The 13,020-nt window shown below is 63.6% G+C and carries 14 protein-coding genes and 1 tRNA gene; 7 read left to right on the plus strand and 8 right to left on the minus strand.

The genetic code is table 11. The annotated features are described in order from the left end of the window. Nucleotides 1–266 precede the first annotated feature (266 nt). The 4 genes from NLY37_RS17060 (at nucleotide 267) to NLY37_RS17075 (ending at nucleotide 4,307) form a co-directional block, all read left to right on the plus strand. Nucleotides 267–1,466 (plus strand): amidase, encoded by a 1,200-nt coding sequence (locus tag NLY37_RS17060; protein WP_023740970.1) that lies wholly within the window; start codon nucleotides 267–269, stop codon nucleotides 1,464–1,466. Between the two features lie 2 nt (nucleotides 1,467–1,468). Next, nucleotides 1,469–2,368, plus strand: coding sequence for a LysR family transcriptional regulator (locus NLY37_RS17065; RefSeq protein ID WP_023671925.1), 900 nt, complete (start codon nucleotides 1,469–1,471; stop codon nucleotides 2,366–2,368). An 89-nt stretch (nucleotides 2,369–2,457) separates the two neighbouring features. After that, nucleotides 2,458–3,126: a DUF1007 family protein gene (locus NLY37_RS17070; protein ID WP_023671926.1), complete on the plus strand. Its 669-nt coding sequence runs from the start codon at nucleotides 2,458–2,460 to the stop codon at nucleotides 3,124–3,126. An 8-nt stretch (nucleotides 3,127–3,134) separates the two neighbouring features. Beyond that, entirely contained in the window at nucleotides 3,135–4,307 is a 1,173-nt protein-coding gene (locus NLY37_RS17075) for a nickel/cobalt transporter (protein ID WP_502882112.1), read from the plus strand. Between the two features lie 10 nt (nucleotides 4,308–4,317). On the opposite strand, the gene denD is transcribed toward NLY37_RS17075, so the two are convergent. The 4 genes from denD to NLY37_RS17095 are packed head-to-tail and all read right to left on the minus strand — an operon-like array spanning nucleotide 4,318 to nucleotide 7,252. Next, the gene (gene denD, locus NLY37_RS17080) at nucleotides 4,318–5,301 is read right to left on the minus strand and encodes a D-erythronate dehydrogenase (RefSeq protein ID WP_023740968.1); all 984 of its coding nucleotides are present in this window, start codon (nucleotides 5,299–5,301) and stop codon (nucleotides 4,318–4,320) included. Between the two features lie 12 nt (nucleotides 5,302–5,313). Continuing rightward, nucleotides 5,314–5,520 carry a hypothetical protein gene (locus tag NLY37_RS17085; RefSeq protein ID WP_023683268.1) on the minus strand — a complete coding sequence of 69 codons (207 nt, stop codon included), beginning with the start codon at nucleotides 5,518–5,520 and terminating at the stop codon, nucleotides 5,314–5,316. A gap of 58 nt (nucleotides 5,521–5,578) precedes the next feature. Further along, the gene (locus NLY37_RS17090; RefSeq protein WP_023733468.1) at nucleotides 5,579–6,550 is read right to left on the minus strand and encodes a cation diffusion facilitator family transporter; all 972 of its coding nucleotides are present in this window, start codon (nucleotides 6,548–6,550) and stop codon (nucleotides 5,579–5,581) included. 15 nt (nucleotides 6,551–6,565) lie between these two features. After that, complete coding sequence (locus NLY37_RS17095; RefSeq protein WP_023733469.1) at nucleotides 6,566–7,252, minus strand: GNAT family N-acetyltransferase; 687 nt, start codon at nucleotides 7,250–7,252, stop codon at nucleotides 6,566–6,568. Nucleotides 7,253–7,335: 83 nt separating this feature from the next. On the opposite strand from NLY37_RS17095, the gene NLY37_RS17100 reads away from it, so the two are divergent. Further along, on the plus strand, nucleotides 7,336–8,520 hold the full coding sequence (locus tag NLY37_RS17100) for a pyridoxal phosphate-dependent aminotransferase (RefSeq protein WP_023710953.1): 1,185 nt from the start codon (nucleotides 7,336–7,338) through the stop codon (nucleotides 8,518–8,520). Between the two features lie 12 nt (nucleotides 8,521–8,532). Here NLY37_RS17100 and NLY37_RS17105 read toward each other — a convergent pair whose 3' ends face one another. After that, nucleotides 8,533–9,294 (minus strand): SDR family oxidoreductase, encoded by a 762-nt coding sequence (locus NLY37_RS17105; RefSeq protein WP_023733470.1) that lies wholly within the window; start codon nucleotides 9,292–9,294, stop codon nucleotides 8,533–8,535. A gap of 333 nt (nucleotides 9,295–9,627) precedes the next feature. Continuing rightward, nucleotides 9,628–10,365 carry a tellurite resistance TerB family protein gene (locus NLY37_RS17110; protein WP_023733471.1) on the minus strand — a complete coding sequence of 246 codons (738 nt, stop codon included), beginning with the start codon at nucleotides 10,363–10,365 and terminating at the stop codon, nucleotides 9,628–9,630. A gap of 203 nt (nucleotides 10,366–10,568) precedes the next feature. Here NLY37_RS17110 and NLY37_RS17115 point away from each other — a divergent pair, with 203 nt between their 5' ends. Beyond that, nucleotides 10,569–10,931: a YybH family protein gene (locus NLY37_RS17115; protein WP_023733472.1), complete on the plus strand. Its 363-nt coding sequence runs from the start codon at nucleotides 10,569–10,571 to the stop codon at nucleotides 10,929–10,931. A gap of 23 nt (nucleotides 10,932–10,954) precedes the next feature. Here NLY37_RS17115 and trhO read toward each other — a convergent pair whose 3' ends face one another. Then, nucleotides 10,955–11,881, minus strand: coding sequence for an oxygen-dependent tRNA uridine(34) hydroxylase TrhO (trhO, locus tag NLY37_RS17120; protein ID WP_023733473.1), 927 nt, complete (start codon nucleotides 11,879–11,881; stop codon nucleotides 10,955–10,957). Between the two features lie 173 nt (nucleotides 11,882–12,054). Here trhO and NLY37_RS17125 point away from each other — a divergent pair, with 173 nt between their 5' ends. After that, complete coding sequence (locus tag NLY37_RS17125) at nucleotides 12,055–12,693, plus strand: 2-dehydro-3-deoxy-phosphogluconate aldolase (protein ID WP_023701045.1); 639 nt, start codon at nucleotides 12,055–12,057, stop codon at nucleotides 12,691–12,693. Between the two features lie 144 nt (nucleotides 12,694–12,837). On the opposite strand, the gene NLY37_RS17130 is transcribed toward NLY37_RS17125, so the two are convergent. Next, nucleotides 12,838–12,911, minus strand: a tRNA-Gln gene (locus tag NLY37_RS17130). Between the last annotated feature and the right edge of the window lie 109 nt (nucleotides 12,912–13,020).

Here is a 13,020-nt window from a genome sequence, read left to right on the forward strand (position 1 = left end):
AGAACACCAGAAAGGCCCGCACCGTCGTTGCTTCAAGGTGTCCTCGGGCTGGCGGTTGGCCGCTAGACCGACTGGAGGGGTTAGCTCCAGTTACCTTACCGATTTCCCTCACCATTCGAGGATCGGCGGACACCCACAGGCACGTGCGACTTTGGGCAAGCGCGATATAAGATCGAAAGATTTCACAATCAATAAAAATCGTATCCCAGGTTGTAAAATTTCCGGCATCGAACAATGCTGGGCCTACTGTATACGGATATCGAACGATGCCAGGCACGCACGGCCCGCTCAACGCCTTTCTTGACCTGCGCCGCATGCCGGTCGCCAATGCGGAACTGGGGCCGCTGGCCGGGCTCAGGCTGGCGGTAAAGGACATTTACGACGTCGCCGGCTACCGCACCGGTTGCGGCAATCCGGTGAAGTTCGACGAGGCGCATGCCGCGTCCAGCACGGCACCGGCCGTGCAGATGATTCTCGACGCCGGCGCGCGCTTCATCGGCAAGACGCAGACCGACGAGTTCGCTTTCTCGCTGATGGGCCAGAACGCGCATTTTCCGTTTCCGGTGAACCCGGCCGCTCCCGATCGCGTCACCGGCGGTTCCTCGTCAGGCTCGGCGGCGGCGGTGGCCGGCAAGCTTGCCGATATCGCTACCGGCTCGGACACCGGCGGCTCGATCCGCGCCCCGGCGAGCTTTTGCGGATTGATCGGGCTGCGCACCACGCATGGCCGCATTTCGCTCGAAGGCACGATGAAGCTGGCGCCGAGCTTCGACACATTCGGCTGGTTCGCCGACGACATCGAGACCTATGAGACGATCGGCAAATTGCTGCTCGGCCGCGACCCGCATCCGTATCCGCTCACCCGGCCGCTTTCGATCCGCTGGCTGGACGCTTTCGTGGCCGGCCCCGCTGAGGCAGCCGAATATGCCAGGATGAGAGCGCTGGCCGCCAGTCTTATCGGTGAGCCGGCGCCGGAAGAGTACAGCTTCGCCTCCTTCCCCGACGAGCTCTACTGGTGCTTTCGCCGCCTCCAGGCCGCCGAGGCCTGGCAGCAGCATGGCGCCTGGATCATTTCTGGCGAGCGCGATCTCGGGCCGGGCGTCGAGGAGCGCTTTGGTTTTGGCCGCACGATCGACGAAAAGACCGCGCGGGCCGAGGCGGTGCGCCGCCTGACGTTCCGCTCCGAGCTAGCCGCGCTGCTCGGCCAGGACGGGTTTCTTGTCCTGCCCACCGTTCCAGGCCCCGCACCTCTGGTCAAAAGCGAGCCGCAGCAGCTCCAGGCCTACCGCGAAAGGGCCTTGCATCTTTTGTGCCTTTCGGGTCTGTCAGGCTTTCCGCAAATCACCCTGCCGCTGGGCTCGGTTGACGGTGCCCCTTTCGGCCTCTCGCTGCTCGGCCCTCCCGGCAGCGACATTGCCCTGATACGGCTCGGCCGGCGAATTCTCGATGCGGCACGAAAGGCCTGATGATGGATACACTGACCCGCATGCGCGCCTTCATCGACGTCGTCGAGGCCGAAGGCTTTTCGGCGGCCGCGCGCAAGATCGGTCGCTCCAAGGCGCTGCTGTCGAAATATGTGCGCGAACTCGAGGACGAACTCGGCGCGCTGCTGCTCAACCGCACCACGCGGCAGTTCTCGTTGACTGAGGCTGGCCATACCTATTACAGCCGCGCTTCGGAAATCGTGCGCGAGGTCGACAGCCTAGCCGACGCCGTGCGCGAATCCTCCGGCGACGTGCGCGGCAGGATCAAGCTCTCCGCGGCGCGCACCTTCGCCGACGCGCCGATAGGCCAGTCGCTCATCGACTTCGCCAAACAGCATCCCGACATCGTGCTCGACATCCATCTCGACGACCGTTTTGTCGATCTGGTCGAGGAAGGTTTCGATCTTGCCGTGCGCATCTCGCGCCTGGAGAACTCATCGCTGATCGCCCGCCGCCTGGGGCCGTTTTCGATCAAGCTTTGCGCCTCGCCGGAGCTGATCGCCAAGCACGGCAAGCCGACGCGCCCGCAGGATCTCGCCAACTTGCCCTGCATCGTCGACACCAATGGCCGCTCGCTCGCCAACTGGCGCTTCAGGGGCGATGGCGAGGAGTCAGTCAGTGTCAACGTATCGGGTCCGATCGAGGTCAACAGCCCGATGGCCGCGCGAGCCGCCGCCGTGTCCGGTCTGGGCTTCACCATCCTGCCGGATTTCATCGCCGCGCCCGACCTCGCATCCGGGCTGCTGGTGTCCTTGCTCGACGACCGCATCCAGTCGGGCAGCGGCATTTTCGCCGTCTACCCGCACCGTCGCTATCTGCCGGCCAAGGTCCGTGTCTTCGTCGATTTCCTGGTGCAATGGTTCAAGAACCGCGAGAGCGCTTGAGCCGGTCCTGCCGTGCCGCGGTCCCAATTTCGCCCCGTTTCTGGTAACCTCTCGAAATCTCTCCGAGGCCGATGGAACAGCGACCGAGAATGCATCTGAAACGGCACGCAATCATGCTGGCTTCGGCCCTGGCGACGACTTTTGCCTCCGTCGGAGCGGCTGGCGCGCATCCTCATGTCTTCGCCGAGGCCCGCCTCGACGTGATCCTCTCGCCGGATCACCAAAGTGTGAAAGCGCTGCGTCACCTCTGGCGTTTCGATGATCTGTTTTCGAGTACGGTGATGATGGAGTTCGACAAGAACTCCGACCTGAAGCTTGACGACAAGGAGCTGAAGGATGTCGCCGACACAGTTCATGCCTCGCTGGCCGAATTCAACTATTTCCAGCTCGTCACCGTCGACGGCAAGGACGTGCCTATGACGCCGCCACCGCATCTGATGGCCAATTTCGACAACGACCAGTTGATCATCCTGTTCGAATCCGAACCCAAGGTGCCGATCAAGCTCGCCGGCAAGATCGATTTCGGCGTCTACGATCCAACCTTCTACACAGCGATCGACTTCACCGAGGATAGCAACATCACGGTGGAAGGCCTGCCCTCGAACTGCACCAAGAGCGTCATCCGGCCTGATCCAGACGAGGCGATCAAGGAAAACCAGAAGACCCTGACGGACGCGTTCTTCAACGACCCGACAGGCACCGACATGAGCAAGATCTTCGCCACCAAGCTCGAACTGAATTGCCCGCCAGAAGGATAGATCCGGTGATGAAACCGTCCCTGCGTTTGGCATTCGGCCTCGTGGCCGCTGCCCTGCTGATGACGCACTTTCTCGGGCAGGCCCATGCCCAGAGCTCACTCGGCATCGGCGTCAATGACGGCATGGCGCCCACCACCGGCCCGTTCGCCCACATCCTGATGTGGATCAATCTGCGCCAGCAGGAATTCTACCGCGCACTGGCCACGGCGATGAAAGCAATGCGCGAGGACGGCAGCAAGATGTGGCTGCTGATCGGCCTGTCCTTCGCCTACGGCATTTTCCACGCCGCCGGCCCCGGCCACGGCAAGGCGGTGATCTCGTCCTACATGGTGGCCAATGAAGTGGCGCTCAGGCGCGGTATCCTGCTGTCCTTCGTCTCGGCGCTGCTGCAGGGCCTGACCGCGATCCTGGTGATGCTGCTTGCCTATTTCGTCCTGCGCGGCACCGCGATCTCGATGACCGACGCAGCCTGGTTCATGGAGATCATGAGCTATGTCTTCGTCACTCTGTTCGGCGCCTGGCTGCTGTGGCGCAAGCTTAGGCCCACGGTCCAGCGCTGGTTCGGCAGGGCGCCCGCCTACAGCCTGTCGGCAGCCCACGCCGGTCATTCCCATGGCGGCCATTCGCATGCCGCTCACAGCCACGCGGCGCATGCGCATTCGCATGCCTTGCATGTGCATCACGACCATTCGCATGATCATCACGATCACGCTGCGCACGACCACGACACGCACGATCATTCCCATCACGACCACGCTCATCACGATCACGCCGCTCACGATCACCCAGCCGGCGAGGTCTGTGATACGTGCGGCCACTCACATGCGCCCGATCCGGCGCTGCTGTCGGGCGACCGCTTCGACTGGCGCACGGCCTGGTCGGCTGTAGCCGCCGTCGGCATCCGCCCCTGCTCCGGCGCGCTGATTGTGCTGAGCTTCGCTTTGCTCAACGGCCTGTGGCTCGGCGGCCTGCTGTCGGTGCTGGCGATGTCGATTGGAACCGCCATCACAGTCTCGGCGCTGGCAACGATCGCAGTCACCGCCAAGAACTGGGCGGTCTATTTCGCCGGCGATGGCCGCATGGGCAATCGCATTCACACATTCGTCGAGATCGGCGGCGCCACCTTCGTCTTCCTGTTCGGACTGTTGCTGTTGTCGGCGAGCCTGTCCGGAGCTGTGTGACCTCGGCGGGTCAGGCCTGACCCGCGATCATTCCGCCCAGCTCATCCTCGATATGAGCGCGGATGATTTCATCGAAACTGTTTTCGGCGCTGAAGCCGAGGTCCCTTGCACGGCGCGCCTCGAAGCGCGTCGGCCAACCCTTGACGATCGCCCAGATCGTTTCGTCGGGCTCCTCACGGATCAGGCTCGCCACCTCGGCGCCTGCAGTGCGCTCCAGCGCCTCGATCTGCTCGCCGACGGTGACGGCAACGCCGGGCATGGTGAGGTTGCGGCGCGGCCCGACAGCGGCACCGTCGAGCCCGGCGGCATGGATCAGGAATCCGACCGCAGAGCGCGGGCTGGCATGGGTGTGCAGCACCGAGCGCGGCACCGGCAGGATCGCCTCGTGGCCGCTCAGCGGCTCGCGGATGATGCCGGAGAAGAAACCTGACGCCGCCTTGTTCGGCTTGCCGGGCCGCACGCAGATGGTCGGCAGCCTTATGCCGATGCCGTCGAAGAAGCCGCGCCTGGAATAGTCGGCCAGCAGCGCTTCGCTCATCTGCTTCTGCGTGCCGTAGGAGGTCAGCGGCGTCGGGTGGAAATCGTCCGGGATCACATCCGGGAACGGCGCGCCGAACACCGCGATCGACGAGGTAAAGACGAGGCGCGGCGAAAAGCCCGCCAGCCGCACGGCGTCGAACAGCGCCCGTGTGCCGTCGAGATTGACGCGGTAGCCGAGATCGAAATTGGCTTCCGCCTCACCCGACACGATGCCGGCGAGATGGAACATGACGTCGGGGCGTGAGGCGACCAGGCTCTCGGCAGCACCGGCGTTGGCAAGGTCGCCGGTATGCGTGGCGATGCTGACGCCGTCCATCGCCGGCGCCTGCGGCGGCACGATGTCGTGCAGGTCGAGCCCGGTGATCATGCGGCCGTTGAGCGTGCCGTCCTTGGCCAGCCGGTCGACAAGTTTGCGGCCGACCATGCCGGCCGCGCCAGTAATCAGGATGCGCATTTCGAAAGCCTCTTATTTGCCCTTGTTCTGGCTGCGGCCCCGCAACCAGAACACCAGAAAGAATGCCAGCACGAAGGCGATGCCGACGATGCCGGCAAGTACGGTCGAGATATTGCCGACAGCCAGCATCACCGTCGGCAGATAGAACGCCGCGATGCCGAACAGCAGCATGATCCAGGCTGCGGCAATCAGCGCGTTTCGCGTGTCGCGATCCATCATGCCGTCCCGCCACATTGGGAACTCGTCAACTCGGATGCCAATGCCATGAAATTCCCTGTCAGTGATAATGGCCGTGATGCGGTGGCGCACCATGGTCGTGGTCATGATCGTGCTCGTCATGGCTGTCGGCGCACTGGCCGAATTCCGGTTCGACCGTCGCGTGGCTGATGCCGTGTTCGGCGGCGAGCCGCTTCTTGATGGCGCTGACCGCCTGGTGCGGATCGACGCCATCGTTGAGGCAGGCATGCAGCGTCGCCATGTTGCTGGAGCCGTCCAGCGACCAGACATGCATATGGTGCACCTCACGCACGCCCTTGACGGTGCCGGCAATGTCCTTGGCGATGATGTCGCGGTCGAGGCTTGCCGGTACGCCTTCGAGAAGGACGTGGGCGGCTTCGCGCATCAACGACCATGCGGTGGACAGGATCAGCACCGAGACCAGCACCGACAGAATCGGGTCGATCGGCGTCCAGCCGGTGGCCAGGATGACCAGCGCCGCCACGATCGCCGCCGCCGAACCGAGCAGGTCGCCCAGCACATGCAGGATGGCGCCGCGCATGTTGAGGCTGTCGTGGTCGCCGCCATGCAGCACGAAGAACGAGGCGAAGTTTACCAGAAGGCCGGCGATCGCCACCACCAGCATCGGCCCGCCCAGCACCGGCGCCGGCGTCATCAGCCGGCCCCAGGCTTCGTAGACGATCCACAAAGCAATGGCGAATATGGCGATGCCGTTGGTGTAGGCGACCAGCGTCTTGACCCGGCCGAAACCATAGGTGAGGCGCACCGTCGCCGGCCGTCCGCCAAGATGGAAGGCGTACCAGGCAAGGCCAAGCGCGATCGAGTCGGCGAGCATGTGGCCGGCGTCGGCCAGCAGCGCCAGTGATCCCGTCAAAAGGCCGCCAAGCACTTCGGCCACCATGAAGCCGGCGGTCAGGCAGGCTGCGATCAGCACACGCTTCTTGTCGGTCGAGCCATGCACGTGGCCGGCGCCATGCCCAGCATGCGAACCATGATAATGGCTGTGCGCCATCGGAAAAAACTCCTGTTACGCGCCAAACTCGGCGCGGAAATCCTCGAGCCGCCGCTTCTGCCGGCCTTCGCCGTCGAAATTGGCGGGATCGAGCCATGCCTCATAGGCTTTGCGCAGCGCCGGCCATTCCTTGTCGATGATCGAGTACCATGCGGTATCGCGGTTTTCACCCTTGACCACAAGATGCTGGCGGAAAATGCCCTCGAACTTGAAGCCGAACCGTTCCGCCGCGCGCTTTGACGGCTCGTTGCGGTTGTTGCATTTCCACTCGTAGCGGCGATAGCCGAGCCCGTCGAAAATATACTTCATGAACAGGAACTGCGCCTCGGTCGCTGCCGGCTTGCGCGAGATCAGTGGCCCCCAATAGATGTTGCCGATCTCGATGACGCCATAGGCGGGATCGATGCGCATCAGCGTCTGTCGCCCGGCGACCTTGCCGCTGGCCTTGTCGATGACGGTGAAGAACAGCGGATCCTCGCTCGCCTCGACCTTGTCCAGCCATGGCTGGAAATCGGCGCGGGTTTGCGGCGGGTAGTCGGGCAGCCAGGCAAAGCGTCCATCGATGTCGGGCACGGACGACGCCTCGTACAACCCATCGCCGTGCTTTTCGGCGCTCAGCGGTTCGAGCCGGACATAGCGGCCGTCAATGGGCTTGCGCTCGGGCCGCGGACGCGCTTGCCAATCTTTGAGATTTTCCGACACGCAAAACTCCAATCCGTTTGACTTTTGTGAGCAGACGCTCACAAAAACGCGACCTAACAGCAAGAACCACACGGACGGGAAAAATGCTCCACACGATTTCGGCCTTCGACCGTCTCGGCGAGGAAAACGCCTTTGCCGTGCTGGCGCGCGCGACTGCACTGGCTCAACAGGGCCGCGACATCGTCAATCTCGGCATCGGCCAGCCCGACTTCAAAACGCCGCAGCACATTGTCGAGGCCGCGATCAAGGCGCTGCGCGACGGCCACCATGGCTACACCCCCGCCAATGGCCTGCTGGCGACGCGCGAAGCGGTGGTGCGGCGCACGCTGACCACTACCGGCGTCGAAGTCTCGCCCGAGAATGTAATGATCCTGCCCGGCGGCAAGCCGACCATGTTCGCGGCCATCTTGATGTTCGGCGAACCCGGCGCCGAGATCCTCTATCCAGACCCAGGCTTTCCGATCTACCGCTCGATGATCGAGTTCACCGGCGCCGCGCCCATTCCGGTGCCGATCCGCGAGGAGAACGGCTTTGCCTTCTCGGCAGAAGAGACGCTGGCGCTGATCACGTCGAAGACCAGACTGCTAATCCTCAACTCACCGGCCAACCCGACCGGCGGCGTCACGCCGCGCGCCGAGATCGAGAAGCTGGTGAAGGGACTGCAAGCGCATCCGCAGGTCGCCATCCTCTCCGACGAAATCTACGACGTCATGACCTATGACGGCGAGACGCATTTTTCGCTGCTCAATTTTCCGGAAATTCGCGACCGGCTGATCGTGCTCAACGGCTGGTCGAAGACATGGGCGATGACCGGCTGGCGCATGGGCTGGTCGATCTGGCCGAATGGCGACAAGGGCGGGCATCTCTACGACAAGGTCCGCAAGCTGGCGGTCAATTGCTGGTCCTGCGTCAACGCGCCGAGCCAGTTCGCCGGCATCGCCGCGATCGACGGCCCGCAGGACGATGTCGACAAGATGATGCGCGCCTTCGACAACCGCAGGAAGATCGTGGTCGAGGGGCTGAACGCGCTGCCCGGCGTCTCCTGCATAACGCCGAAGGGCGCCTTCTATGCCTTTCCGAATGTCTCGAAGACCGGCTGGAAGGCCAAGAAGCTCGCCTCGGCACTGCTCGAGGAGGCCGGCGTGGCGCTGATCGGCGGTCCCGATTTCGGCATTCTCGGCGAAGGCTACATCAGGCTTTCCTACGCCAATTCCGAAGAGAACATCTTGCGAGCGCTGGAGCGGATCGAGGCGTTTTTGAAGAAGTAGGCCTTCGGCTGCTCACCCACGCCCCACGAACGGCATCTTGGTCGCCATCACGGTCATGAACAGCACGTTGGCGTCGAGCGGCAGGCTGGCCATGTGGACGACGGCGTCGGCGACGCGTTGGACGTCCATCACCGCCTCGGCGGCGATGGTGCCATTGGCCTGCGGCACGCCGACCGTCATTGCGTGCGCCATATCGGTCAGCGCGTTGCCTATGTCGATCTGGCCGCAGGCGATGTCATAGGGCCGGCCGTCGAGCGCCAGCGTCTTGGTCAGCCCCGATATGGCGTGCTTGGTCGCGGTGTAGGGCACCGAGCCCGGCCGTGGCGCATAGGCCGACACAGAGCCATTGTTGATGATGCGGCCGCCCATTGGCTTTTGCTTGCGCATGACGCTGAAGGCGGCGCGAGCGCATAGGAACGATCCGGTGAGATTGACGCCGACAATATCGTTCCAGACCTCGACCGGGATCTCGTCGATGGGCGTCGACTTGTAGCTCATGCCGGCATTGTTGAAGAGCAGATCGACACGGCCGAAGGCTGCGGCCACCGTCTCGAACAGGTCATCGACTTCGCCGGCCTTGCTGATGTCGCAGGCAACTGCCAGCGCCTTGGCGTCCGCTTTCCCGGCTTCGGTAATGGCGGCGTCGAGCACCGCTTTGCGGCGGCCGCAAAACACCGTGTTCCAGCCCGCCTTGAGCAGCGCCGTGGCGACGCTCTTGCCGATGCCGGTGCCGGCGCCGGTGACGATGGCGGTTTTCTCTGTGAGGGCTGTCATGGATTTTGCTCCTGCGCGCCGCGCATCCCCGGCACAGATCGGGGTGCATCCGAATGCACCGACCCATCGCAAATGAGGGCGATCATGGCAAGCCGGACACTAATGCATGTCGCTCAAAAGTGGCCCCGGTTCTGAGAGAACGACATGCACCAGGACAAAAACATGAAGCGCCACGCGCTTTATGTGATCGGTCCGACAAAAAGGGCGGTCATTGGCGACCGCCCCCTGATCTGAACCGGGCTTGGGAGGAGGAAAAGCCGATCCGACTAACTAAAATCATGCGCTTCCTCGGTAAACGAGAAGTTAACGCTTTTCCCGCCGCGGCTGCGTTGTCTACCAGCGCGGGTTCGGCGCCGTGCCTGACGGAACCGGCACCTTGACCGCCGACACCGTCGCCTCGACATGATCGACGAGCGCATCCGGCAGGCCGAGCCGGCCGGCGAGCAGGTCGAGATAGCCGCGTTCGGCGCGCGTATCGGGGTCGATCGTCAGTCGGGACGCCGTGTAGAGCTCGAGCCTCTGCTCATCGGTCTTGGCGCCTGCGACCAGCGTATCGAGGTCGAGCGGGCTGTCCAGCTCGGCCATCAGAAACTTTTCCGCTTCCGTGCCGATGCCGGCCAGACTGAGCTTGCCGGCGATCTTTTGGCGTTCCGCGTCATCGACATGGCCATCGGCCTTGGCCGCCGAGATCATCGCCCGCACCAGGGTCAGCGTGAACTCGTCCTCCCCCTGTGGCGCCTGTGAAGGATGAAAGCCGGTGTCGGCGGGCGGCGGCAGCAATTCCGGCTGGCCGGCCGCCGGCGCCTGCTCGGGTGCATTGCCGGCCTTGTAATTCTGGTAGGCCTTGTAGGCGAGACCGCCGATCGCAGCCAGCCCGCCGAGCTTCACGGCCGTGCCGGTGACCTGCCGTCCCGTGCCGGTTCCAAGCAGCACCGCGGCCAGCGCACCGGCGGCCAGCGGATTGTCCTTGGCCATCTGCACAGCCTGCCCGGCCTTGTCGCGAACGGTGCCGGTTGTGCCGGGAACTTGCGAGCCGAGCAGATCGTCGAGAAGCTTCTTGGGGTCGAACATGGTGCCTCCAGAAAAGGGCCCGCGCCAACGTGGACGGGCAGGTTTTGGACGTTGCAGACGTAGGTCCCGATTGTTGACATTACAATGACGGACCGGCGCTTTGCTATCGGCGCCGGCAATGCCGCAAATCAAATTCGATGTGTCGAAACCCGCCTCGGCTTCGGTTAGTGTCGCCGCAACGTCGGCGAGGGAGGAGTTTTGCCGTGACCGATCAGCCAGACCGCGACCAAGCACGAGATCCCCAGGATCTGGAGCGCCTGCTAATTGATCGGCAATGGGCGGGAGACATTGAGGGCATGGTAGCGCTGTTCGAACCCGATGCCGTCATCGACACCGGAGCAGCCGAATTGACCCGTGGCCATGAGGCGATCCGCGCTTTGTTCGAAGCCTTTGCCGCGAGCTGGCGAAAATTCCAGCGCGGCGAGCAGCGCCCGGCGGCCATTAACGGCGAACTCGCGTTGACGTCGACCAGGCTTGCCGACGGCTCGATAACCTCAGAGGTCGCGCGCCGGCAGGCCGACGGCACATGGCTGTGGGTGATCGACCGCTATTCTGTCGTGTGGTGATCCAGTCAGGGCGTCGGCGGCACTTAACTGCCGATATGTCCCCTGCCCTGCGCCTGCGCAAGTTCGACCTGGCGCTGGCGCTCGGCATAGCGGGTGCGATCCTCATCCGAGCGTGCCTCGTAGCAATGCGGGCATGACACGCCGGTGGAAAAATGCGGCGACAGCCGGTTCTCCGGCGTCAGCGGATGCCGGCAGGCGCGGCAGAGTTCGGCCTCGCCTTCGGTCAACCCATGCGACACCGAGACCCGCTCGTCGAAGACGAAACACTCGCCCTGCCACAGGCTGTCTTCGTCCGGCACCTCTTCGAGATATCTGAGGATGCCGCCCTTGAGATGGAACACATCCTCGAAGCCGAGCGACTTCACATAGGCCGTCGCCTTTTCGCAGCGGATGCCGCCGGTGCAGAACATCGCAACCTTGCGGCCGTCGAGTTGGTCGCGGTGTTTTTCCACCCAGGCCGGGAATTCGCGAAAGCTCGACGTGCGCGGGTCCACCGCGCCCTCGAACGTGCCGATCGACACTTCGTACGCGTTGCGTGTGTCGATGACGATGGTGCCGGGGTCCGAGATCAGCGCGTTCCAGTCGGCCGGCGCGACATAGGTCCCCGCACCCGTCGCCGGGTCGAGGTCTTCGACGCCCATGGTGACGATCTCGCGCTTCAGCCGCACTTTCATGCGATGGAACGGCATTTCGGCGGCAGTGCTGTATTTGACCTCGAGATCGGCAAGACCCTCGATGGCCTCGAGATAAGCGATCAGGTCGGCTATGTCGGTTTCGCTGCCGGCGACCGTGCCGTTAATGCCCTCCTGCGCCAGAAGCAGCGTGCCCTTGATGCCGCGCCCGCAGCAGAAGGCGGCAAGCGGCGTGCGCAAGACCCGCAGCGCGTCGAAGTCGCCCAGCCTCGCAAATTTGTAGAGCGCGGCGACGCGCACGGGTTCATGGTTGGTCATCGCCAAGCCACTAGACTGTGGTCAAAGCGGATTCAAGGCAGAGCTAAAGCACTTCCTCGGTATTCGCCCGCAGGCTCGTTGGCCGACATGTGACATCGCGGCAGGCCGGGTTTCGTGGACTCGGAATCGGCCTTCTGCTAATCGGTTGAAATCACCTAGGGAGAGACAAGCCAATGCTCAGCAAGACCGAAACGCTCCTGTCGCTGCTCAATGGCCAGCCGGTCATTCCGGTGCTGAAGATCGCCAATGTCGCGGACGCCGTCCCGCTCGCCCGGGCGCTGGCCGCCGGCGGCCTGCCGGCAATCGAGATCACGTTGAGAACCGCCGATGCGCTGGAAGCGATCCGCCGCGTCGCCGGTGAGGTCGAGGGCGCCATTGTCGGCGCCGGCACAATTCTGGATGCCAAGCAGTTCGACGAGGCAGCGGCCGCTGGCTCGAAATTCATCGTCAGCCCCGGCATCACGCGAGAGTTGCTGGCGGCGGCCAAGGACAGCGACGTTCCCTTGCTGCCCGGCGCCATCACGCCCGGCGAGATCATGGCTGCCCGCGAGGCCGGCCTGCGGTTCCTGAAATTCTTCCCGGCCGAACAATCCGGCGGCATCGCCTCGCTGAAGGCCTTTGCCTCGCCGCTGGCCGACGTGAAATTCTGCCCGACCGGCGGCATCTCGGCCAAGAACGCGGCCGACTATCTCAGCCTGTCCAACGTTATCTGCGTCGGCGGCTCGTGGGTGGCGCCGGACGAGTTGGTCAAGGCCGGCAAGTGGGATGAGATCGAGGCGCTCGCACAGACCGCGAGCAAGCTCGGAAAATAACCTCGCTACTTTATCTTTGCGCAATTCCCAAGGGAAACGCTCCGCGCTTTTCCCGGCAAATCGTTTCACACTGTTCCTGGATTGCTCTCGGCACAAGAAACCCGGCCAGCTTGCGCCGACGGGGGTTGCTACGCATTGAGATTTTGGTTCCCGCTCAAGGGCTCGAACCTCGATTCACGCCTTCAAAGGGCGCTGTCCTACCATTAGACGAAGCGGGAATGCAGGCTGGTGGTTAGCATTCCGGGACGCTAGAAGCCAGTGCTGGAGATTCGCCAACAGCAAAAAGCCGCGCGGGTTGCCCAGCGCGGCTTCGATGTTTACCCCGTC

It is taken from the genome of Mesorhizobium sp. C395A (genome assembly GCF_030323205.1).
In the GTDB taxonomy this organism is placed as follows: domain Bacteria; phylum Pseudomonadota; class Alphaproteobacteria; order Rhizobiales; family Rhizobiaceae; genus Mesorhizobium.